Source organism: Elioraea rosea, from assembly GCF_007644105.1.
Classification (GTDB): Bacteria; Pseudomonadota; Alphaproteobacteria; order Acetobacterales; family Acetobacteraceae; genus Elioraea_A; species Elioraea_A rosea.
Genome location: NZ_VFAC01000031.1, coordinates 26,142 through 48,524 on the forward strand (window position 1 = coordinate 26,142; position 22,383 = coordinate 48,524).

Sequence of the window (22,383 nt, forward strand, 5' to 3'; positions counted from 1 at the left end):
CGCGGAACCTGCGGGCATCATCGCGAGACTATGTGTGAGAACGATTGCAGCGGTGTGAGGCGGATCAATCGCGCCCGGCGCACGTTTCCGCGCGCGTGGTCACACCGAGAGGTACTGTGCCTTCACCTCGGGCTCGTCCTCGAGCGTGGCGAGCGTGCCCTGCCAGCGCACGGTGCCCTTCTCGATGATCACCGCACGGTCCGCCACCCTGGCCGCGAAGTGCAGGTTCTGCTCCGACAGGACCACCGCGAGCCCCTCCTGCTTGAGCTGGCGTATGGCGTTGGCCATCTCCTCGACGATCACCGGCGCGAGCCCTTCCGACGGCTCGTCGAGCAGGATCAGCCGCGGGTTGCCCATCAGCGTGCGCGCGATCGTCAGCATCTGCTGCTCGCCGCCGCTCATGCGCCCGCCGGGCCTGTCGCGCATCCGGCCGAGATTGGGGAAGATCGCGAAGAGGCGCTCGGGCGTCCATGGCGCGAGGCCCTCGCGCGGCGCCTGGCGGCCGACCTCGAGATTCTCCATCACGGTGAGGTCGGTGAAGATGCGCCGCTCCTCCGGAACGTAGCCGAGCCCGGCGCGGGCGATCTCGTGCGGCGGGCGGCCGGCCATCTCCGCGCCGGCGAAGGTCACCGAGCTTCCCGCGCCGGGCCGCACGATGCCGATGATCGACTTCATCGTCGTCGACTTGCCCGCGCCGTTCCGCCCGAGAAGCACGAGCACCTCGCCCGACGCAGCCTCGAGCGATACGTCGTGCAGGATATGCGCGCGGCCGTAGAAGGCGTTGAGGCGGGAGACCGAGAGCATGCTCAGTGCCCCCCGCTCGTCGCGCCCGAGCCGAGATACACCTCGCGCACGGCCGGGTCGTTGCGCACCTGGTCTGCCGTGCCTTCCGCGATCAGCCGGCCCCGGTTCATCACGATGATGCGGTCGGCCTGGCCGAACACCACGTCCATGTCATGCTCGGTGAAGAGGCAGGCGAGCCCGCGCGCGCGCACGATGCCGCGCGTCAGGTCCATCAGTGCCGTGCGCTCCTTCGGCGCCATGCCGGCTGTGGGCTCGTCCATCAGCAGCAGCTTCGGGTCATTGGCGAGTGCGATGGCGAGCTCGAGGCGCTTGAGGTCGCCATAGGCAAGCACGCCGCAGGGCCGTCCGGCCTGCTCCGCCATGCCGACCTGCGCGAGCAGCGCCTCGGCCTCGGCGCGGAACTGGTCGGTCGCGCGCGCGAGGAACGACCAGAGCATGCGGCGGTGGCTGATCAGCGCCATCTGCACGTTCTCGCGCACCGTCATCGAGGCGAAGGTCGCGGTGATCTGGAACGTTCGCCCGACGCCGAGGCGCCAGATCGCGCGCGGGCGGAGCCCCGCGAGGGACTGCCCGCCGAGCCGCACCTCCCCGCCATCGGCGCGGAGCTGGCCGTTCACCAGGTTGAAGCAGGTGCTCTTGCCTGCGCCGTTCGGGCCGATCAGAGCGAGCATCTCGCCGGCCGCGACCCGGAACGACACGCCAGCGACGGCATGGACGCCGCCGAAGCGCTTCTCGAGCGAGACGGCTTCGAGAACGGGCGCGCTCATGCCGCCTCGAGACCCCTGGCGCGCTCCCAGCGGTCGCGGGCGAAGCCGGCGATGCCTTGCGGAAAGGCGAGCACGAGCACGACGATGGCAAGCCCGAGTGCGGCGCGCCAATACGCGGTCGCCTGCAGGATGCCGACGAACAGCCCGTGATAGGCGATCGCGCCGACGATGGGGCCGGTCACCGTCTGCACGCCGCCGAGCAGGACCATCAAAAGCGCGTCGACCGATTTCGGGATGGAGATGTAGGTCGGGAACACCGATCCCTTGGCGTAGGCGTAGACGCCGCCCGCGAGCCCCGCCGCTGCCGCGGCGATGGCGAAGGCGGCGAGGCGGAGCCGCGCGGTGTCGAGACCGATCGCCTCGGCGCGGAGCTCGGAATCGCGCGCCGCGCGCAGCCCGTAGCCGAAGGGCGAGAACACGAAGCGCCGGAGCAGAAGCGTTCCGCCGATGCAGAGCGCGAGCGCGAGCCAGAGATAGACCGACTTGTCGGCGGCCCACGCGGACGGCCACACGCCGAGGATGCCGTTGTCGCCGCCCGTGACGTCGACCCACTGGAAGGTCGCTGCCCACACGATCTGCGCGAAGGCAAGGGTGAGCATCGCGAGATAGACGCCGGAAAGGCGCACGACGAATACGCCGAACACCACGCCGAAAAACCCGGCGAAGAGCGGCGCGGCGACGAGCCCGGCCTCCATCGGCAGCGCGAGATAGCGCAGCCCGAGAGCGGCCCCGTAGGCGCCGAGGCCGAAATAGGCCGCGTGGCCGAAGCTGACGACGCCGCCCGGGCCCATCATCAGGTGCAGCGAGGCGGCGAATAGAACGAACACAGCGAGTTCGATCAGAACCGTGATGGCGTAGGCGCCCGCCCAGAACGGCGCGGAGGCCGCGATCAGGAGCGCGGCAAGCCCGGCGAGCCCGAGGATGTTGGGCGCGGGCCGCAGCGTCGGCTCGACCGCGCCGGAAGCCGCGCGCGCGTGCGCCTGCGGCTTGCCGAGCAGCCCGTAGGGGCGGACCATCAGCACAGCGGCCATCACCAGGAACACGAGCACGAGCGTGATCTTCGGCAGGAGCACGATGCCGAAGGCCTGCACCTCCGCGATCAGCAGGCTCGCCAGGAACGCGCCCGTCACGCTTCCCATGCCGCCGACGACGACCACGACGAACGCTTCTGCGATGATGGAGAGGTCCATCTGCAGGTTCGCCGACTGCGAGGGAAGCACGAGCGCGCCGCCGAGGCCCGCCAGGGCCGAGCCGAGGAAGAACACGCCGGAGAACAGCTTCTTCTGGTCGACCCCGAGGGCTGCGACCATCTCGCGGTCCTGCGTCGCGGCGCGCACCAGGATGCCGAAGCGCGTGCGGTGGAACAGCAGCCACAGCAGCGCCAGCACCACCGGGCCGATGATCGCGAGGATCAGGTCGTAGCGCGGGAAGCGCGAGCCTGCGATGTCAATGAAGGCGCGAAGCCAGGGCGGACGGGGAAGCGGCAGGTCCTCCGGCCCCCAGATCGCGAGCGTCGCGTCCTGGATCATCAGCACCACGCCGAAGGTGGCGAGAAGCTGGAACAGCTCCGGCGCGCGGTAGATGCGGCGGAGAAGCGTCATCTCCATCGCGACGCCGATCAGCCCGACAACGACGGCGGCGGCAAGCACGCCGAGGACGAAGAGATAGGGCTCGCGCCCGCCCCAGTCCCAGAACGCGCGGACGATCGTCCACGCCAGGTAGGCGCCGAGCATGTAGAAGCTGCCATGCGCGAAGTTCACGATGCGCGTGACGCCGAAGATCACCGTGAGCCCCGAGGCGATGAGGAACAGCGCCGAGGCGTTCGACAGGCCGGTCAGGAACTGGATCAGAACGAAGTCCAAGCAGGCGATCTCCGCAAGGAAACGGCCCGCGCGGTCGCCGCGCGGGCCGCCTCGATTGTCCTGTCGCTACGCGCCCTGCGGCCGCATCCGCCGCACCTCGTCATCGGGCGGCAGGTAGTTCGCGCCGTCCGCGTACCGCCAGTCGACCATCGTGCCCTTGTTGTTCTTCAGCGCCGTCTTGCCGACATAGGCGCCGAGCGTGGCCTGGTGGTCGAGCGCGCGGAAGGTCACGGCGCCGAAGGGGGAGGTGAAGGGAATGCCCTTCATCGCATCGATCACCTTCTCGTTGTCCACCGTTCCGGCCTTCCTGATCCCCTCGGCGATGGCCGAGATCGTGTCGTAGCCGACGACGGTGCCGAGCCGCGGATAGTCGTTGAACCGCGCGCGATACGCATCGCGGAAGGCGGTGTGTTCGGGGGTGTTGATCTGGTCCCACGGATAGCCGGTGACGATCCAGCCCTCGGGCGTCTCGTCCGCCAGCGGGTCGAGATACTCAGGCTCGCCGGTCAGGAGGCTCACCACCGAGCGGCGCTCGAACAGCCCGCGCGTGTTGCCCTGGCGGACGAAGTTGGTCAGGTCGGGCCCGAAGGTGACGTTGTAGATCGCCTCCGGCCGTGCCTGGGCGAGCGCCTGCACCGTCGCGCCGGCATCGATGCGCCCGAGGGCCGGCCACTGCTCGGCGACGAACTCCACGTCCGGCCGCTTGGCGGAGAGAAGCTGCTTGAACCACTTCACGGCCGACTGGCCGTATTCGTAGTTCGGCGACACCGTGACCCAGCGCTTGGCGGGAAGCTTCGCCGCTTCCTCGACCAGCATCGCCGCCTGCATGTAGGTGGAGGGGCGCAGGCGGAAGGTGTAGCGGTTGCCCTTCTCCCATACGAGCGCATCGGTCAGCGGCTCGGAGGCGACGAAGAGGCGCTTCCTCTGCAGCGCGAAGTCAGCCACGGCCAGGCCGATATGCGAGAAGAAACTTCCCGCCAGAAGGTCGACGCGCTCGTTGTCGAGCAGCTCGCCCGCGAGCCGAACCGCATCCTGCGGCCGCCCGGCATCGTCGCGCCACACCACCTCGAGCGGCCGGCCGAGCACGCCGCCCGCGGCGTTGATCTGCTCCACGCGGAGCTGCCAGCCATTGCGGTAGGGAACGGTGAAGGCGGGAAGCGTGGTGTAGCTGTTGATCTCGCCGATCCTGATCGGCTGCGTGCCCTGCGCGCGCACGAGCGCGGGCGCGGCAAGCGTGGCGGCGGAGGCGGCGAGAACGCCGCGGCGTGTTATCCTCATCGTGATGTCCCCTCTGTCCCTGTCGTTCTTGGGTGCCACTCTAGCGCAGCCCGTCCTTGCCTTCGATCTGATCCACCGTGAGCCCGCCGATGCGGGCGAGCGGCCTGCCGCTGTCGGTCACCACGATCGCGACGACGATCTCGTCCCGCCGCGGCGCGTCCGGCACCCGCACCTCCATCGCGTCGAAATGGCTGCGCACGTAGGCCGCGTCCTTGTGCCCGAGCGGCACGTCGATCGCGGTGCCCATGCCGCCGCGCTTCTTGGCCGACGGGATAAGTGCGGCGCCTTTCTCGAGCACGGCGCGCACCGGCGCGCCCAGCTTCGGATGCAGGATGGCGGCTGCGTGCTCGAGCTCGCCATCCTCGCCGACGATCGCAGCCTTGCCATAGCTTTCCGCCTCGCCGCCTTCGATGCCGAGCGCGGCGACGGCGCGTTCGGCGAGAAGCTGGCCGAGCATCGCGCCGACCTCGACGAGCTCCTCGAGATCGGGCGCGTAGCGGCCGGCGAAGGGATTGCCGATGACGGCGACGGCGGCAGCCTTGCGCGTCGGCGGCCCGAGCGCCTCGTCTGCCTCGCGGTGCGTTTCCTCCACCGTCACGAGCAGCTTGCGGATCAGCGGATCGGCCATTCCATCCCCCTTGTGGTTGCGCCCTCAGGCAGCGAGCGCGAGCGGCCCGGCGCCGATGATCGAGCGCTGGGCGCGGAGATGCAGCACCGCGGCACGGATCAGCCCTCGCCTGGCGCAGTGTTGCGCGACACGAGCGCCGGCTTCCAGCGCCGCATCGATCTCGCCCGGCGTGAGGGGGCCAACATCCCAGGTGACGAGGCGGTCGCCGAGATCGCTGTCCGGGTCGATCTCCGAGGCGGGGCGGCGCGCGATCGCGGGATGGCCGCGAAGGTCGACCGCGTTGGCGATCACCGTCGCCGCGGCATCGGCCGCCGCGGCGCTGTCGGCGAGAACCGTCACCGCATCGGCGATGCCAAAGGAGAAGGAGCGGCCCCCCTTGCCCTTGCAGCGCCACCCGCTGGTGGCGATGCCGCCGATGCCGTCACCCGCGCCGATCGCTGCGATCGCGTCCAGCCCCCCGATGTCAAGCTGGGGCGCGGCGAGATCGGCGACGATGCCGCACCGGAAGCCCTGCCCCGGGGCGAGATGGAGCGCGATGTCGCCGCCGTCGTTCACGAGCGCGCGGCTCAGCGTCCGCCCCGCCATGAGCGCGGCGAGAAGCGCATCGGCGACCGCGCCGGCGACGGCTGCCATCGGCGTGATGAACCGCTCGGCGTAGGGAACGGTTGCGGCGTGCATGCGCCGCGCGACGGCGCCATGCGGCATCGGTGCCGGAAGGGGGGTGCGGAGAAGGGTGAGCTCGGCACAGAGCGCGGGGAGGATCGCGGGGAAGGCGCGCGCGGCCTGGGCATAGGCTTCGCGCACCTCCGCCTCCTCTCCCCAGGCCTGCACGATCGCGTCGATCGGGCCGTGCTGGAGATGCAGCCTCCCTCCCGGCAGAAGCGCGGCGACGGCGCTCATGCTGCGGGTTTCTCGAGCGGCCAGGGGTTCGCCGCGTCCCACGCCTCTGCGCGCAGCTTCTCCACCTCGCGCAGCGAGGCGAGGGGGCGAACACGGTCCATGTGCCCGCCCATCGCGGCATAGTCTGCGAGCGGCAGGGTGAACTCGATGGGCGCCACGAGCGCCGGCGTCGGCACATGGCCGAAGGAGCCGTCGGGCATCGCGAGCACGTCGGCCATGTAGGTGATTCCGCCGCCCGGCCAGAGATACACCGGTGCCCCGCCGGATGTGACGCGGGTGAGGGAGGCGCGCACGGAGCGGGTGAGCCGCACGGGATTGTCCGTCACGCCTGCGCGGAGCGAGCCGCCAGCGCCCGCCATGAACACGACGGAGGCGAGCGCGGGCTCGCAGTTCTCGCCGATGCGGTCGACCACCTGCGCGATCGCCGGCGGCATGGCTGCCGGAACCGGGGTGAGCGCATCATCGAGCACGTACCAGGCCGCATGCTCGCCGGTGGTGCTGACCATCAACAGGCGAAGGCCCGGCCAGGCGGTCCTGGGGTCGATCTTCTCGATGATGGCGAGAGGATCGGTGATGTCGGTTCCGCCCCAGCCCGTGCCGGGGTTCGCCACCTGGAAGTAGCGCCCTGGCGTCGAGCGGCGCCCGCGCACGCGGATGCCGGAGGGGCGCATGTCGAGGAAGCGGCCCGCCTGGTGCTCGGTCAGCACGCCGGTGATGTGATCATCGACAACGATCACCTCGTCCGCGTGGCCGAGCCACTGGCGCGCGAAGATGCCGATCGTGGCGCTGCCGCAGCCGACGCGCATGCGCTCCTCATGCACCCCGCCGATCACCGGTGCGTGGCCGGCCTGGATCGTCAGCGTCGCGCCTCCGTCGATGCTCACCTCCACCGCGCCCTTGTTGGCAAGCGTGAGCATCGTGTCGCAGGTGGCCACACCTTCCTTCTTCCCCCCGCCCGTGAGGTGCCGCACGCCGCCGAGCGAGAGCATCTGCGAGCCGTACTCGGCCGTGGTGACGTGGCCCACCTGCTCGCCGTTGACGCGCACGGGTGCGCATTCGGGGCCGATGAACCGGTCGGTGTCGATCTTCACCTTCAGCCCGCAATAGCTGAAGATCCCCTCGGTCACGACCGTCACCATCTCGACGCCGTCGATCTCGGACGACACGATGAAGGGGGCTGGCTTGTAGTCCGGGTAGGTCGTGCCGGCGCCGATGCCGGTGACGAAGGCGGTCGCACCCGACAGAGCCGAGCCGTCCCAGCCCGCGCCGAGGAAGGGGATCACCCCGTCGCGGCCGGCGCGCGCGGCGATCACCAGCGGCTCCATGCGGATGAGCCTGCCCGCCTCGTTGCCGTAACGGTCGCACGCGCCGGTCTTGCCTGGTCGGATGCGGCAGAGCACGGGGCAGGCATCGCAGGTAACGATGCCGCCATCCTTGTCCTTCGCGTGCGCGAGCGCCTCTGCGTCCGGCGCGTCGGTCGATTGCTTCGTCTCGGTCATCGTGCCGCTCCCGCGGCCAGCAGCGCGGCGCGCACACGGTCGGGCGTTGCGGGAACGCGGGTGATGCGCACGCCTGTCGCGTGGTGGATCGCGCCGAGGATGGCAGGCGCGGTCGCGATCAGCGCAGGCTCGCCGATGCCCTTCGCGCCGAACGGACCGAGCGGATCGGGATCCTCGATCAGCGTGGCCTCGATGGGCGGGATGTCGCCGATGGTCGGGATCAGGTAGTCGTGCAGGTTCTCGTTCCGGCCGGGAAAGAACTCCTCCATCAGTGCGAGGCCGAGGCCTTGCGCGATGCCGCCATGGATCTGCCCCTCCACCTGCGTCGGGTTCACGGCGCGACCGACATCGTGGGCGGCGACGATGCGCAGCGGCTTGATCGTGCCGAGTGCGGTGTCGACCTCCACATAGGCGACCTGTGCCGCGAAGGCGTAGGCAGCGTAGGGAATGCCGCGCCCGTCGGCGTCGAGCGCGGTCGTCGGCGGGTCGAACCGTCCTTCGCCGACAAGCGCGTCGCCATGACTGTCCGCCGCGTGGCGCATCAGGTCGAGCGGTATCGAACGCCCGCCATCCTCGATCAAGATTCCGCCTGGAACGGGCACGATCCGCGCCTCCGGTCCGGCATTGGCGAGCGCGAGGATCCTGCGCCGCAGGTCCTCGCCCGCGAGCCGCGCTGCATTGCCCGAGACGAAGGTCTGCCGGCTCGCGGACGTCTTGCCCGCATCCCGCGTCAGGTCCGTGTCGGCCTCGGTGATGCGGAGCGAGGCAACGGGAATGCCGAGCGCATCGGAAGCGATCTGCGCCATGATCGCCTTGGCGCCCTGGCCGATGTCCATCGCCCCGCAATAGAGGGTGAGCGTGCCGTCGCGCGCGAGACCGATCGTCATGTCGGAAGGGTTCGACATGGAGGTGTTGCCGATGCCGTACCACATGCAGGCGACGCCCGCGCCACGGCGGATCGCGCCGTTCTGCGCGCGGTTGAACGCCTCCGCCTCCGCGCGCAGCGCCTGCCACCGTTGCTCGAGCGCCTCGAGGCAGGCGGCCATGCCGACGGCGTGCTCCAGCACCTGGCCTGTCGCCGTCGCGTCGCCCGGGCGGATGGCGTTGCGGAGGCGGAACGCAAGCGGATCGAGGCCGGAGCGTTCCGCGAGCATGTCCATCAGCGCCTCGTGCGCGATCGCCGCCTGCGGCACGCCGAAGCCGCGGAAGGCGCCGGCCGGCGTGTCGGTGGTGTGGATCGCGGCGGAGGTGGCAAGCACGTTCGGCACGGCATAGGGGCCGGTCGCGTGTACGGGAACGCGGTTTGCGACGGTCGGGCCCCAGCTCGCATAGGCACCGGTATTGAAGTCGCCATGAAACCGGTAGGCGACCAGCCGCCCCTCGGCATCGCAGGCTGCCTCAGCGGTGATGCGCGCCGGATGGCGCTTGGTGGTCGACGCTATGCTCTCGGGCCGCGTGTAGACGCAGCGCACCGGCCTGCCCGTGATCCACGCGGCGACTGAGACGAGGGGCTGAAGCGAAAGGTCGAGCTTGCCGCCGAAGCCGCCGCCTGTCGCGGTCGGGATCACGCGCACCTGGTTCTGCGTCACGCCGAGGATGAGGGCGAGCTCGTCACGATCCATGTAGGGCGTCTGCGTGCAGGCGACGATCTCGATGCGCTCGCCGACGCGTCGGGCATAGCCCGCCTCCGGCTCGATATAGGCGTGCTCGACGAAGCCTGTCTCGACCGAGACCGCTGCGCGGTGCGGCGCGGTCTCGAGCGCAGCCGCCGCATCGCCGGCCTTCACCCGGCCGCGGATCAGCACATTGCCGGGCGCGTGCGGGTGCATCTCCGGCGCGTCGCCCGAGAGCGCGCGGTCGAACGTCACGGGCTCGAGCACGCCCCAGGTGATCGGCAGGTCGTCGTCGCGGATCGCAGCGACCGTCTCCGCGTCGCCGACGAGTGCGGCGATCGCCTCGCCCCGCATGCGCACGAGGCCTGGCGCGAGCACGGGCTGGTCCTTGCCGGTCGGGTAGATGCCGAAGAGGTTCTGACCTGGAACGTCCGCGGCGGTCAGCACCCGCACGAGGCCGGGGAAGCGCGCGAAGAGGGGCGCGAGATCGCCGATCTCGAACCGCGCATGCGGGTAGGGCGAGCGCACCGCGCGAAGCGTCAGGAACGCTTCCTCGGGAAGCGCATCGGCGCCGAACCGATGCGTGCCGGTGACGATTTGCGTCGCGTCCGGATGGCGGAGCCGCGCACCCACCGCGCGACCCGCCGCGGGTGCCTGCTGCGCCGCCGTCTCGCCGAGGCTCAGCACCGCCTCGACGATCTTGCGGTAGCCGGTGCAGCGGCAGAGCACGCCGCCGAGCGCATCGAGAACGGCGGGCTCGTCGGGCTGCGGGGTGCGCGCGAGCAGGTCGGCCGCCGCCATCAGCATGCCGGGGGTGCAGATGCCGCACTGTGCCGCGCCATTCCGGGCGAAGGCTTCCTGCAGCGCCGAGACGGTCCCGTCCTTCGCGAGCCCCTCTACGGTGACGACCTCGCGGCCCGATACCTGTCCGGAGGCAACGAGGCAGGCGCAGACTTGCCGTCCGTCGAGCAGCACGGTGCAGGCGCCGCAATCGCCCGCATTGCAGCCGATCTTGGTTCCCGTCAGCCCGAGCGTGTCGCGCAGGAGATCGGCAAGCCGCGTCGCAGGCGGGGCGTGCACCTCCACGCCCGCGCCGTTCAGCGTGAAGGCGATGCGTTCTGCCGGCGATCTCATCGGAGAGCCTCCACGGCGCGGCGGAGAAGCGTGAGCGCTGCGTCGCGGCGATACGCGGCCGAGGCGCGCACGTCATCGATCGGCGAGAGCGGCGCGAGATGCGCCTCCGCCACGAGCGCTGGGTCTGGACGCTGCCCGGCGAGCGCCGCCTCGAGGGCCGGAAGCCGCACCGCGGCGGCAGAGCAGGAGCCGACGGCGATGCGCGCGGACGCGATCGTGCCGTCCTCGTCGAACTCCGCGACGGCGGCCACCATCACGATGCTGATGACGAGGTAGCGCCGCGCCCCGAGCTTCAGGAACACGCTTCGCGCGGCGCGCTTCGGGCCGGGGATGTGGATGGCCGTGACGATCTCGTCGGCCCGCCGGGCGGTCCTGCGGTTGCCGTGCACGAACTCGGCCACAGGCAGCACCCGGTCACCCGAGGCGGAGGCGAGATGGACGGTGGCACCCAGGGCTAGCAGGTTGGGGATGCCGTCCGCGGCAGGCGAGGCGTTGCAGAGATTCCCCGCAACCGTTCCCGCGTTCTGGATCTGCGCCCCACCGACCTCGCGCGCAGCAGCCTTCAGCCCGTCGAAGAGAGGCGGAAGCGGCGCCTCGACCACCTCGGTCCAGGTGGTCGCCGCGCCGATGCGCCAGCCCTCCTCCGTCTCGGCGATGCCGGCGAGCGCGGGAATGGCGGTGATGTCGAGCAGGTCATCCTCGGGCGGGCGGCCGACCCGGGCCGGGTAGTAGTCGGTTCCGCCGGCCAGCACGATTCGCGGCGTTGCGGCGAGCGCCGCAAGCGCCTCAGGCAGGGATGTCGGCCGCAGATAGCTCCCCATCGCCGTCTCCGGATCGGCGCGGCGTGCTCCCTCGCCGTCGCCCAGGGTCTCGCCTCAGATTGTTCGTGTGCATACGATCTCCCGCTTGCGCGGGCGCTGTCAATCATGACGCATGCGCGACCGTGGCAGCCGCGCGATGACGGGCGGCGGGCGGAGGCGGGGCTTCCGGCGCGGGGGGCTCTGACCTACCCTGCCGCTTCAGCGGAAGGGGAGGGGTCATGGCGCGCATCGGCTTCATCGGTCTCGGCAACATGGGAGCGCCCATGGCGCTCAACCTGGTCAAGGCCGGCCATGCGCTCACCGTGTTCGACCTCACGCCGGACCGGACGGGCGTGCTCGTCGCCGAAGGGGCGGTGGCCTCCGAGACGCCCCAGGGCGTGGCGGAGGGGGCGGAGGCGATCATCACGATGCTTCCCGCCGGGCGGGAGGTGCGTGCCGTCTATGGCGGAACGGGCGGGCTGATCGAGGTGGCGCCACCCGGCTGCCTGCTGATCGACTGCTCGACGATCGATGTCACCACAGCCCGCGAGATGGCGGCCGCGGCGAAGGAGGCGGGCCTCTCGATGCTCGACGCGCCCGTCTCCGGCGGCGTGGGCGGCGCGACGGCGGCAACGCTCACCTTCATGGTGGGCGGTGACGAGGAGGCGGTGGAGCGCGCCCGGCCGCTTCTGGCCTCGATGGGCCGCAGCATCGTGCGCGCGGGCGAATCGGGCGCGGGCCAGGCCGCGAAGATCTGCAACAACCTGATCCTCGGCATCTCGATGATCGGGGTGGCGGAGGCCTTCGTGCTTGCGGAGAAGCTTGGCCTCTCGCACCAGGCGCTGTTCGACATCGCCTCGACCTCCTCGGGCCAGTGCTGGTCGCTCACCAGCTACTGCCCTGTGCCTGGTCCCGTTCCGACGAGCCCCGCCAATCGCGGCTACGCGCCGGGCTTCACCGCCGCGATGATGCTGAAGGACCTTGAGCTCGCGCGCGGTGCGGCGGACGCGACGGGCGCGCACGCGGAGCTTGGCGCGCTCGCCGCCGAGTTTTACCGCCGCTACGCCGCACGCGGCGGCGCGCCGGTCGATTTCTCCGGCATCATCACGATGATCCGTGGCTCCTGAGGCGCTGGCGGAGGCGCGGCTCGAGGAGACGCTTCGCCGCCGCTTCGGCTTCCCCTCGTTCCGCGAGGGGCAGGGGGCGGTCGCGCACGCGCTCGAGGCCGGGCGCGACGTACTCGCCGTGATGCCCACGGGAGCGGGCAAGAGCGTGTGCTACCAGGTACCCGCCGCCGCGCGGCACGAGGCCGATGGCGCGATGGCCGTCGTCGTCTCGCCGCTGATCGCACTGATGGCGGACCAGGTGCAGCGCCTCACGGCGAGCGGCGTGCCCGCCGGCGCGATCAACAGCGCCGCCGACCGCGCCGCGAACGTCGAGACCTGGCGGCGCGCCGCTCGGGGCGATCTCGCGCTCCTCTACATGAGCCCCGAGAGGCTGACCGACGAGCGGATGCTCGCCGCACTCACTCGCCTGCCGCTTTCGGCGATCGTGGTCGATGAGGCGCACTGCGTGAGCCAGTGGGGGCATGATTTCCGCCCCGAGTACATGGCGCTCTCCTGCCTGAAGGACCGTTTCGAGGGGGTGCCCATCGGCGCCTTCACGGCGACGGCCGATGCGGCGACGCGGCGCGAGATCGCGCGCGTGCTGCTGCGCCACGGCGCGCTCGTGCAGGTCCTCGGCTTCGACAGGCCCAACATCACGCTCGCGGTCGAGCGCAAGGGAAGGAAGGACGAGGCGGGCGAGCGCATCGCCGAGCTGATCGCCGCGGAGAAGGGCGCTGCCGGCATCGTCTATTGCCTGAGCCGCAAGGACACGGAGGCGACGGCCGCGCTCCTGGCCGCGCGCGGGTTCAACGCGTTCGCCTATCACGCCGGCATGAGCACCGAGGCGCGCACCGAGGCGCAGGACCGGTTCATGACCGAGCCCGGCCCCGTGGCGGTCGCGACCGTCGCCTTCGGCATGGGCATCGACAAGCCCGACGTGCGCTTCGTCATCCATGCCGGGCTGCCCGGCGGCGTCGAGGCCTACTACCAGGAGATCGGCCGGGCGGGCCGTGACGGTGCCCCCGCGCGCGCGACCATGCTGTTCTCGATGGCGGACGTCATGATGCGCCGGCGCATGATCGCCGACAGCGGCGCGCCGGAGGCACGCCAGAAGGCGGAGTTCGCCCGGCTTCGCGCGCTCGTCGACTACGCGGAGAGCAGCACCTGCCGCCGCGTGGCACTTCTTGCGCATTTCGGGCAGGAGAGCGGGCCGTGCGGAGCCTGCGACATCTGCGCCGGCGCGCGCGGGGTGCACGTGCCCGCGCCCAAGCCCCGCGCGGCGAAGGCGGCTGCACCAGCTGTCGATGCGGCAGACCCCTGCCTGGTCGCGCTGAAGGCGCTGCGGCTCATGCTTGCGCGCGAGCGCAAGGTGCCTGCCTACGTGATCTTCCCCGACGCGACGCTTGCCGCGATGGCCGCGGCGCGGCCGGCGACGCGCGAGGCGATGGCGGCGCTGCCTGGCGTGGGCGAGAAGAAGCTCGCCGATTTCGGCCCTGTGTTCCTCGCCGAGATCGCCCGCTGCCGTTGACCGCCGATCAGCCGCGCGCGAGAAGCGCCAGCGCGTGGCGGGCGATCATCCTCTCCTCGTCCGTCGGGATGCGGAGAAGCGTCACGCGCGAGGCGGGGGTGGAGAACACCGTCTCGCCGGCCTCGTTGGCGGTTTCATCCATCTCGATGCCGAGCCATTCCATGCCCGAACACACCGCAGCGCGGATGGTCGGGGAGTTCTCGCCGATACCTGCGGTGAACACGACCGCATCGAGCCCGCCCATCGCTGCGGCCAAGGCGCCGAGCTCGCGCCGGATGCGGTAGACGAAATAGCCGATCGCCTCCGCGGCCGCCGGGTCTGGCGAGGCCTCGAGGTCGCGCATGTCGTTCGAGACGCCGGAGAGGCCCTTCAGTCCGCTGTCGTGGTAGAGAAGCCGCGTCAGGCGCTTCGTGTCCCACCCCTCCGAGACGAGGTGCAGGATCACGCCGGGGTCGAGCTGGCCCGTGCGCGTTCCCATCGGCAGGCCATCGACGGCGGTGAACCCCATCGTGCTGTCGATGGAGCGACCGCCCGCGATGGCGCACATCGAGGCGCCGTTGCCGAGATGGGCGGCGACGACGCGCCCGGCCGCGAGCGCGGGAAAGTCCTCCGCCAGCCTGTGCGCCACGTACTCGTAGGAGAGGCCGTGGAAGCCGTATCGGCGGATGCCTTCGTCGTACATCGCGCGTGGCAGGGCATAGGCGTCTGCCACGAACGGATGGCCGCGGTGGAAGGCCGTGTCGAAGCAGGCGACCTGCGGTACGGCAGGATAGAGCGCGGTCATCGCGTCGATGCCTGCGAGGTTGTGCGGCTGGTGAAGCGGCGCAAGCGTAACGAGGTTCGCGAGCGCCGCGCGCACGGTGGCATCGACGATCACGGGCGCGGCATGGTCGGCGCCGCCATGGACGACGCGATGGCCGATCACCTCGACGCACCGCGCGCCGAGGAAACCGCCGAGCCAGGCCATCACCTCGCCGAAGGCATCGCGATGCGTCGCCGGCCCGTCGGCCTCCCAGGCACGCTGGACGAGCACCGCGCCTGCATCGTCCTTCGCGCGCATCGCCGGGCGCGAGCCGATGCCCTCGAACAACAGCGTGGCGAGAGAGGGAAGAGCGGCCTCGGCCCCGAACACCTCGAGCTTGATCGAAGAGGAGCCCGCGTTGACGACGAGGACGACGCCGGCCACGCGCGACGCCTCAGGCCGATGGGCCGGGCGCGATGACCGGGACCGCGCTCACCCCCGTTGTCGCCCAGTGCCTGTACAGCACCGCGAGCGCGGCGGAGGCGAGGCGGGCGCGCGCATCGTCCGCGCGGCTCGTCAGCATCACCGGGACGGCGGCGCCCAGAACGAGGCCCGCGGCATCGGCGTGCGCGACGAAGTTGAGGTTCTTCGCAAGCATGTTGCCTGCCTCGAGGTTCGGAACGACCAGCACCTCGGCCTGGCCCGCGACGACCGAGACGATTCCCTTGGTGCGCGCGGCGTCGATGTCGATGGCGTTGTCCATCGCCAGAGGGCCGTCCACCACGCCGCCGGAGATCTGCCCGCGATCGGCCATCTTCGACAGCACGGCCGCGTCGATGCTCGAGGGAATCGCTGGGTTGACGGTCTCGACCGCACTCATGATCGCGACCTTGGGCTTCGGAATGCCGATCGCGCGCGCGAGGTCGATCGCGTTCTGCACGATGTCCGCCTTGGTCATCAGGTCAGGCAGGATGTTGATCGCGGCGTCCGTCACCAGAAGGAGGTGCGGCAGCCCCGGCGCGTCGAGCACAAAGACGTGGCTGAGGCGGCGCTTGGTGCGCAGACCCCCGTCGCGCTTGATGATCTCGTGCAGCAACTCGTCCGAGTGCAGCGCGCCCTTCATCACGGCCTGCGCGCGGTCCTCGTGCACCAGCGCGACGGCACGCTCTGCCGCCGCGTGGCTGTGCGGCGCCTCGACGAGCTCGAACCCGCCGATGTCGATGCCTGCGGCCTTCGCCGCGGCCTCGATCTTCGCCCGCGGCCCGACGAGGATCGGAACGATCAGCCCCGCCTTGGCCGCCTCCACGGCGCCGAGCAGGCTCGGCCCGTCGCAGGGATGGGCAACGGCGGTCGGCAGCGCGGGAAGCCCCGCGCAGGCAGCGACCAGCCTGTCGAACTTTGCGTGCCGATGGAACACGAGGTCGGGCAGCGCCGCATCGCCGAGCGTCGCGCGGTGCGTCGGCGCGAGCACCTCGCACTCCGCTTCGGCGACCGTCTCGCCGCGCTGGTTGGTCACGCGGCCGTCGAACACGACGACGTTGCCGGACCGCTTCTCGCGCGCGGTGACGGATGCGGTCAGCGTGTCGCCGACATGGGCGCGGGCGAGGAACCGCACGGCCTGGGCGCTGTAGAGCGTGCCAGGCCCTGGAAGCGTGTTGCCGAGCACGGCGGAGAGAAGCGTGGCCACCCACATGCTCGGCGCGACTGCGATCTCGGCATCGCCCTCGCCCTGCATCCCCTCGAGATGAAGCGGGTTGAGGTTTCCCGAGGCATGCGCGAACACGAGGAGATCGTTCGGCGTCAGCGTCCGGGTGACGGAGGCGCTGTCGCCGACCGTGATCTCGTCGAAGGTGCGGTTGGCCCGCTCCACCGGTGCCGGCTCAGCGCGGCTGCAGCGCGTTCATCAGGACCATGGCGCCGAAGGCATCGCCCGGCCTGCGGCCGGGGAAGTGGCGCTCCGCGATCTGGACGATTCCGCCCTCGCGGTAGAGGCGGGCGATCGCACGGTCTGCCGCGAGGCGGAGCGCGCTCTCGCCGAGCGGCACGGCGACGGCATAGGTCTCGAGCGTCATCAGCCTGTCGGCGATCACGAAGCTCTCCGGCGTGGTGGTGCGGGAGCGGAGATCGACGAGGATCTCGAGATCGGCAGCGTAGCCGTCGAGCAGCCCGGCGCTGAGCGCGGTGACGCCGTCGCCATGGGTCGCGACGTCGATGACCTGCGCGCTGAGCTGGCCGGAGGCGACGAGCGCCTTCACCGCCTGCTCGGTCGTCGTGCCGGCGAGCACGCCGAGGCGGCGAGGCGGGGTGGCGGGCAGGCCGACGCCGCTGCCGCCGAGGGGCGGAACCGAGACGGGGCCTGGCGCGAGCCGGCCCATCAGCCCCGCGCCCGTGACGAAGGTAGGGATCGAGAAGTCGACGAGCTCGCGCCGCCCGAGCGTGACAGTGGAGGGCTCACAGAGCAGGTCGACCTGCTTGTCAGCGACCATGCGGAACCGGTTGCCCGCATCGACCGTGACGAAGCGGGGGCGAATCTCGCGCTGCGCCTCGCGGGAGATCTCTGCGACGATCGCCTGGCAGATGTCGACCTGGTAGCCGCCATAGCCACCCTCGGCGCGGGCGACCGAGAAAGGCGGGGCATCGGCGCGGACGCCGAGCCGGATCTCGCCGCGCGCAACGATGTCCTTCAGCGCGTCTGCCGAGGCCGGGGCTGAGGCAAGGACGAAGGCGAGGGCAGCCAGGCTCAGGCGTCGCATCGTGAAGTCTCCCCCAGGGTCGTGACCAGCATCGGTGTTCGTTCGGCCGCCGGGATGGACGGCGCGGTCCGGGCGAACCATGCGTCGCCTTGCCGCGCCGGCGCAAGCGGGTCCGGTCAGGAGGCGATCGCGTCCGCTCCCGCGCCGCAGACGATGGCGGCCACGCGCTCCTCCCGGCCGGGCCGGTAGGCGCCAGCGAGGAGGGCGGCCGCGGCCGCCGCACCGGAGAGATCGGCGGCGATCCCGTACTCGGCCCAGAGATGGCGGCTCGCCCGCTCGAGGTCGGAATCCTCGACGAGCACCACCTCAGAGACGTGGCGGCGGATCAGGTCGAAGTTCGCCTGCTCGGTGCGGCGTGCGGCGAGGGTTGGCACCTTGGTCGTGACCTTGTCGAGCGTGACGACCTCGCCCGCCTTCAGCGACTCCGCGAGCGTCGGCGCGCCGACGGGCTCGACGCCGACGACGCGGATCGAGGGGTTGAGCGCGCGGGCGGCCGCGGCGATGCCGGTGATCAGCCCGCCGCCGCCGATCGCGACAAGAAGCGTCTCGATGGAGGGGTCATCCTCGAGCATCTCGAGCGCGATCGTTCCCTGGCCGGCGGCGACGGCCGGGTCTCCGAAGGGGTGGACATAGGCGCCGCCCGTCTCCTCGGCAATGGCGCGGGCCCGGGCGTTCGCCTCGTCCCACACCGCGCCTTCGATGATGAGCGTCGCGCCGTAATTTCGGATGCGGGCCGCCTTGTCGGGGTGCACACCCGTCGGCACGACGACGGTGGCGGGAAGCCCCGCCGCCCGCGCGGCATAGGCGATGGCGATGCCGTGGTTGCCGCCCGAGGCGGTGACGAGCCCCCCCGCGCGCGCCGCCTCGCCGAGCAGGGTGAGGCGGCTGAAGGCGCCGCGCGCCTTGAAGCTTCCCGAGACCTGGAGGCATTCGAGCTTGAGGCTCACCGGCGAGGCGCCGGCGAGCGGTGCGTGGGCCGGAAGCGCGCGCATGCTCGGCGTGCGCCGCACGAACGGGGCGATGCGGGAGGCGGCGGCGCGGACGTCGTCGAGATCGATCATGGGCGCGAACCCTAGGCCCGGTTCGCAGCCCCGTGAAGCGCGTGCAGGCTGCTCAGGCGGTGGCCGATGCGGCAGCGGCGTACGGGCATTCGCCTTTCCGGCGCTTGCGGCTCGCCGTGGCGTAGCGGCCACGGCTTCGATCAGGGTCCGTGCAGGGCTCGACGACGGTGGCCCGGTAGTCGGCCCAGTCCTCGTCCGTCATGTGCGCGATGTCGCCCACGACCCGGCCGGTGTTCTGCAGCTCCTCGCCATACATCATGCGCGGCACGGGGACGGCGGTGGCGAAGGGGAAGTCGGGCTCGAGCCGCACGGGCACGTCTGTCTTGATCAGCCGGATATTGGTGAAGAGGGGGCCGAACCAGTGGTCCGTCTCGACGATGCCCTCGTACACCTCGTAGCCGGGCGCGCGGGGAAGGTTGGCGGGCGGGCGGATGAGGAGCCCCCAGCCGGGGGCCGTCCGCGCGATCAGACCCGACCAGATCTGCACGACGCCCGGCTCCTTCAGCGCAGCGACGAAGGGGGGAGAGAAGCCGCGCACGCTCTCGGGGGCGGCGGCGTCGAAGGCATCGGCGAACCCTGGGAACTGCGCAACCGTGAGCGGCAGAAGACCGTGCTCCTCGCCGCCATCCCAGGTCCAGAAGATCTGCGTGCCGTCCCACACGAAGGTCAGGCCGATGGGGGGGAAGACGTACCAGCCGAGCCCCGTGGCGGTGGTGACCGCCTCGCAATAGCGGAACGCGCGCGTCGGCAGGGTGCCGGCGGCCGAGCGGTCTGCCCGCTGCGGCGGGCGCGCCGAGGCGATGAGGCGGTTGAACGTCACCAGGGCGGTGCGGGGGGCGACCTCTGCCGTATTCGCATGCGTCTTCATGGGACCATCATCCTCTCGGGCATCTCCGCTGGCCTGGCGGGTCGGACCGCGCGCTCGGCGAGGGGCCGTCCGTCAAACCTCCCCCGTTCTGGGTTGTAAGTGCGGGGGTGTGCGGTTGTGGTGGGTGGGCGGAAGTGGAAGGCAGAAACGGGGTGGGGTGCGCGAGGCCCGGCGGGGAGGGGGTGAGGCACCGGGCCTCGCGCATCCTCTGCATTCCGCCGCGGAGGGTGACGCGGCGGAGGCAGCCTGGGATCAGACGATCGGGGCGATGCCGCCGAGGCGCACCTTGCCCGCGTCGGCCACCACGCGCGGCAGCGGGTTGATGATGCCGCCGAGGCGGACCTTGCCGACATCGATGGTGACGGCGGGAAGGCGGATGCGCTTGCTCATCATTCGAGCCTTCATGATTGCTGAGACCGACCATTCGACCTCGCACACATTTTGGTATGCGAAAGTTGCTAACAAATCGTTCTAGCCTGCGCACTCTCAACGGAACTATAGGCTGTAACTCGCTGATTGAGTCAGAATGTAGGTTTGCGGCGAGTGTGAAGACTGGGAACAAGGTGTGGGCGCATCGGTCGTAGCGCATGGCGGTGCGTCGCCAGTCCTTGATCTTGCCGAACAAGTTGTCGATGCGGTGGCGCTGGCGGTAGTGGGCTGATGCAGCGGCGACAAGCCCCTTTTTTGAGGAGGCCGGCGGCAGTGCGATGCGCCTTGAGGTGGGAGCATCGATCATCAGCGGTGCTGGCGGGGCGCCCTCGGCGGCCAGCGCCGCGAAGAACCGGGCGAATACGCCCATCCGGCTCCATCGGACGAAACGGTTGCAGAGCGTCTTGTGCGGGCCGTAGGCCGCAGGCGCCTTGCGCCACTGCAGGCCGTGACCGACCACGTAGATGATGCCGCTCAACACGCGGCGATCGTCCACCCGCGGGATCCCGTGCGAAGGCGGAAACTACGGCAACAGGCGGCGCTTCTGAGCGAGCGTCAGAACGAACGGCGGTGTCGGGTGGCCGTCGCAGCACCGCCGACATACCCAAAATCACACCTACCCGCGTCGCTCCAAACCATCAATCAGTAAGAAAGCCTAGGGTGTTTGGTCCCGGGTTTTGGTGTTGCATTTCTCGCCGGGATGGGGGACGCGCTATGCGCAAGGTTCTTTACGGGAGCGCCCGCACGACGGTTCCTGTCTGTTTGTGCGACCCACCTTAGTCAAGCGAGCCTTAGGGCTGGCGAAACGCGACGGTATCGATCCTAGAACTGTTGCCAGGTGCACGAAGCGCCAAATTGGCGCGCGCCGCCCTGCCGGCCCCAGGGAGCCAAAATTCCCCGCCCTGTCGGCGGAAGACGGAGCCATCGTCCTCGCCTTCCGCTGTCATGCCCCCGCTCGACGATTGCCTCTACGCGCTGCAGACGACCATCCCGCACCAGACACGATCACCCCTGCACCCCTACCTGTAGCGCCATGGCATCGGGCAGCCCCCGAGATCGAGTGCGACAAACCGACGAAGAAAAACTTTAAATTATACCAGATCGGCTTCTTCCACATCCACATAGTCGAGGCGCAGACCGCCGAAGGCAGTTCTACCCTTTCGTGGCCATCGACCGCACCTCGAAGTTCGCCTTGGTCCTGCTGGCGCAAAGCGCCACCGCGTCTCCGCCTCGGCCATCCTCGAAGCCTCACGGCATCCAGTTTCGCTTCGCACTCCGCTACGCCAACTTCCTGCTATATGACATAAATGTTCGGAATGCGCTGCCGCGAACATGGGATCAAGCAACATTTAACCAAGGTCCACCGTCACTTGTCCTACGGTCAGGACATGCGGATGAACCGCACCAGGCTGCACGCCACAATCAAACATTTATCCTGCCACAGCAACGCCCAGTTGCGACGACACCTCGATGAATGCGTCGCCATCTATAACTTCGGCGACGTCTCAAGCGCCTGCGCGGCCTCACACCCTACGAATTCATCTGGAGAACGTCGGCAGACGAAACCCAGCACTTCAAGGCAAATCCGCCCTAACAGCAAATCAGCCCCAACAAATTCTAGCGGCGATTACATAAAGAGGATAAAGTTATGCGTGGTTTGTCTGTTGTGGCTCTGTGGCACCCTTCCTGAGCGATAACGGCTGCCACGGAACATCGGTGCGCCTGTCGTAGGTGGCCTACCGTATTCAGGCGTAGTATGCTTGCGCAGTGGCGCCTCCATAACGCAAGCCGTGGTTCGATGCCTGATGGGATAGGCGATGCTCCGCTGCCGGCGGGGCAAACTGAACAAGTAACGCTGCGTCTGCGCCTGATCGGCACGATGGATGCTTGGGGTCTCGCGAGCGAGCGCGTCCTCCCCCGCGTGCGCAAGACCCGCGGTGTGCTGGCCGTTCTCGCGCTCTCCGCCGGCCGGCCGGTGCTGCGCTCGCGCCTGACCGGCCTGTTCTGGAGCACGCGCGACCGCGAGCAGGCCCGTGCCTCGCTGCGCCAGTCGCTGCATGAACTCAGCCACGCCCTCGCCGCGTGCGGGCAGGTGCTCGTCACGACCCGCGAGACTGCGATGCTCGCCGCGGACAGGCTCTGGGTTGATGCGACCGAGGTGCTGCGGATCGGCGCAGGCGAGCCGGCTGCGCTCGATGTGGTGGAAGGGCCCCTGCTCGAGGACCTCGACGGGCTTGACCCCGCCTTCGATGCCTGGCTTGCCGACGAAAGGCGCCGCTTCCGCGAGCGCGCCCGCTCGCTTGCGGAGGCGCATTTCTCCGCGCACGACCCCGCCGATGCACGCGCCACCGCCGCACGGCGGATCGTCCATATCGAGCCGGGACACGAGCCGGGGTGGCTCGCCCTGATGCAGGCGCTCGGCGACATCGGCGACCGCGCCGGAGCGCTTGCGGCCTTTGAGCGCTGCCGGGCCGGCCTCGCCTCAGCCGGTGCAGCGCCCTCCACCGAGACCGAGGGACTCGCGCAGCGCCTGCGGGCCGAGCTTCGCGCGGAGGGCACGCATCGCGGCGAGGCGGGGCCTTCGCCTGCCGCGCCGGCGCCCGCCCGCCCG

The 22,383-nt window shown here is 70.3% G+C and carries 18 protein-coding genes and 1 pseudogene; 3 read left to right on the top strand and 16 right to left on the bottom strand.

What is annotated here, in order from left to right; translation table 11 throughout:
• Positions 1-99: 99 nt before the first annotated feature.
• From FIF60_RS16475 to FIF60_RS16515, 9 genes are all read right to left on the bottom strand, one after another.
• A complete protein-coding gene (locus tag FIF60_RS16475) occupies positions 100-804 on the bottom strand; it encodes an ABC transporter ATP-binding protein (protein WP_144299385.1) in 705 nt (234 codons plus the stop codon).
• Positions 805-806: 2 nt separating this feature from the next.
• The gene (locus FIF60_RS16480; protein WP_144299386.1) at positions 807-1,571 is read right to left on the bottom strand and encodes an ABC transporter ATP-binding protein; all 765 of its coding nucleotides are present in this window, start codon (positions 1,569-1,571) and stop codon (positions 807-809) included.
• A complete protein-coding gene (locus FIF60_RS16485) occupies positions 1,568-3,433 on the bottom strand; it encodes an ABC transporter permease (RefSeq protein ID WP_144299387.1) in 1,866 nt (621 codons plus the stop codon). The genes FIF60_RS16480 and FIF60_RS16485 overlap by 4 nt, the downstream gene beginning before the upstream one ends.
• Positions 3,434-3,499: 66 nt before the next feature.
• Positions 3,500-4,711, bottom strand: coding sequence for an ABC transporter substrate-binding protein (locus FIF60_RS16490; protein WP_144299388.1), 1,212 nt, complete (start codon positions 4,709-4,711; stop codon positions 3,500-3,502).
• Between the two features lie 40 nt (positions 4,712-4,751).
• Positions 4,752-5,339, bottom strand: coding sequence for an amino acid synthesis family protein (locus FIF60_RS16495; protein ID WP_144299389.1), 588 nt, complete (start codon positions 5,337-5,339; stop codon positions 4,752-4,754).
• Positions 5,340-5,363: 24 nt separating this feature from the next.
• On the bottom strand, positions 5,364-6,239 hold the full coding sequence (locus tag FIF60_RS16500; RefSeq protein WP_144299390.1) for a UPF0280 family protein: 876 nt from the start codon (positions 6,237-6,239) through the stop codon (positions 5,364-5,366).
• The gene (locus FIF60_RS16505; protein ID WP_204251223.1) at positions 6,236-7,738 is read right to left on the bottom strand and encodes a 6-hydroxynicotinate reductase; all 1,503 of its coding nucleotides are present in this window, start codon (positions 7,736-7,738) and stop codon (positions 6,236-6,238) included. Before FIF60_RS16505 ends, FIF60_RS16500 begins: the two co-directional genes overlap by 4 nt.
• Positions 7,735-10,485: a molybdopterin-dependent oxidoreductase gene (locus tag FIF60_RS16510; protein WP_144299391.1), complete on the bottom strand. Its 2,751-nt coding sequence runs from the start codon at positions 10,483-10,485 to the stop codon at positions 7,735-7,737. Before FIF60_RS16510 ends, FIF60_RS16505 begins: the two co-directional genes overlap by 4 nt.
• Positions 10,482-11,306, bottom strand: coding sequence for an FAD binding domain-containing protein (locus FIF60_RS16515; RefSeq protein ID WP_144299392.1), 825 nt, complete (start codon positions 11,304-11,306; stop codon positions 10,482-10,484). Before FIF60_RS16515 ends, FIF60_RS16510 begins: the two co-directional genes overlap by 4 nt.
• A gap of 218 nt (positions 11,307-11,524) precedes the next feature.
• On the opposite strand from FIF60_RS16515, the gene mmsB reads away from it, so the two are divergent.
• On the top strand, positions 11,525-12,412 hold the full coding sequence (gene mmsB / locus FIF60_RS16520; RefSeq protein WP_144299393.1) for a 3-hydroxyisobutyrate dehydrogenase: 888 nt from the start codon (positions 11,525-11,527) through the stop codon (positions 12,410-12,412).
• A complete protein-coding gene (locus FIF60_RS16525; RefSeq protein WP_144299394.1) occupies positions 12,402-13,919 on the top strand; it encodes a RecQ family ATP-dependent DNA helicase in 1,518 nt (505 codons plus the stop codon). Before mmsB ends, FIF60_RS16525 begins: the two co-directional genes overlap by 11 nt.
• 7 nt (positions 13,920-13,926) lie before the next feature.
• Here FIF60_RS16525 and FIF60_RS16530 read toward each other — a convergent pair whose 3' ends face one another.
• The 7 genes and pseudogenes from FIF60_RS16530 to FIF60_RS22420 all read right to left on the bottom strand — a co-directional run.
• Positions 13,927-15,105: an acetate/propionate family kinase gene (locus tag FIF60_RS16530; RefSeq protein ID WP_144299395.1), complete on the bottom strand. Its 1,179-nt coding sequence runs from the start codon at positions 15,103-15,105 to the stop codon at positions 13,927-13,929.
• Positions 15,106-15,115: 10 nt separating this feature from the next.
• A complete protein-coding gene (locus FIF60_RS16535) occupies positions 15,116-16,531 on the bottom strand; it encodes a bifunctional enoyl-CoA hydratase/phosphate acetyltransferase (protein WP_144299396.1) in 1,416 nt (471 codons plus the stop codon).
• Positions 16,532-16,541: 10 nt separating this feature from the next.
• A complete protein-coding gene (locus FIF60_RS16540; RefSeq protein ID WP_158639266.1) occupies positions 16,542-17,414 on the bottom strand; it encodes an amino acid ABC transporter substrate-binding protein in 873 nt (290 codons plus the stop codon).
• A 116-nt stretch (positions 17,415-17,530) separates the two neighbouring features.
• Positions 17,531-18,475, bottom strand: a complete 945-nt coding sequence (locus FIF60_RS16545; RefSeq protein ID WP_144299398.1) for a threonine ammonia-lyase — start codon at positions 18,473-18,475, stop codon at positions 17,531-17,533.
• Between the two features lie 52 nt (positions 18,476-18,527).
• Complete coding sequence (locus tag FIF60_RS16550; RefSeq protein ID WP_144299399.1) at positions 18,528-19,343, bottom strand: DUF6065 family protein; 816 nt, start codon at positions 19,341-19,343, stop codon at positions 18,528-18,530.
• A gap of 252 nt (positions 19,344-19,595) precedes the next feature.
• Positions 19,596-19,733 carry a hypothetical protein gene (locus FIF60_RS21705; RefSeq protein WP_158639267.1) on the bottom strand — a complete coding sequence of 46 codons (138 nt, stop codon included), beginning with the start codon at positions 19,731-19,733 and terminating at the stop codon, positions 19,596-19,598.
• Between the two features lie 367 nt (positions 19,734-20,100).
• Positions 20,101-20,331 (bottom strand): annotated as a pseudogene (locus tag FIF60_RS22420) (transposase); the annotation flags it as partial.
• A gap of 1,320 nt (positions 20,332-21,651) precedes the next feature.
• On the opposite strand from FIF60_RS22420, the gene FIF60_RS16565 reads away from it, so the two are divergent.
• Positions 21,652-22,383, top strand: a 732-nt coding sequence (locus FIF60_RS16565; protein ID WP_275426723.1) for an AfsR/SARP family transcriptional regulator, incomplete at its 3' end; no start/stop codon positions are given.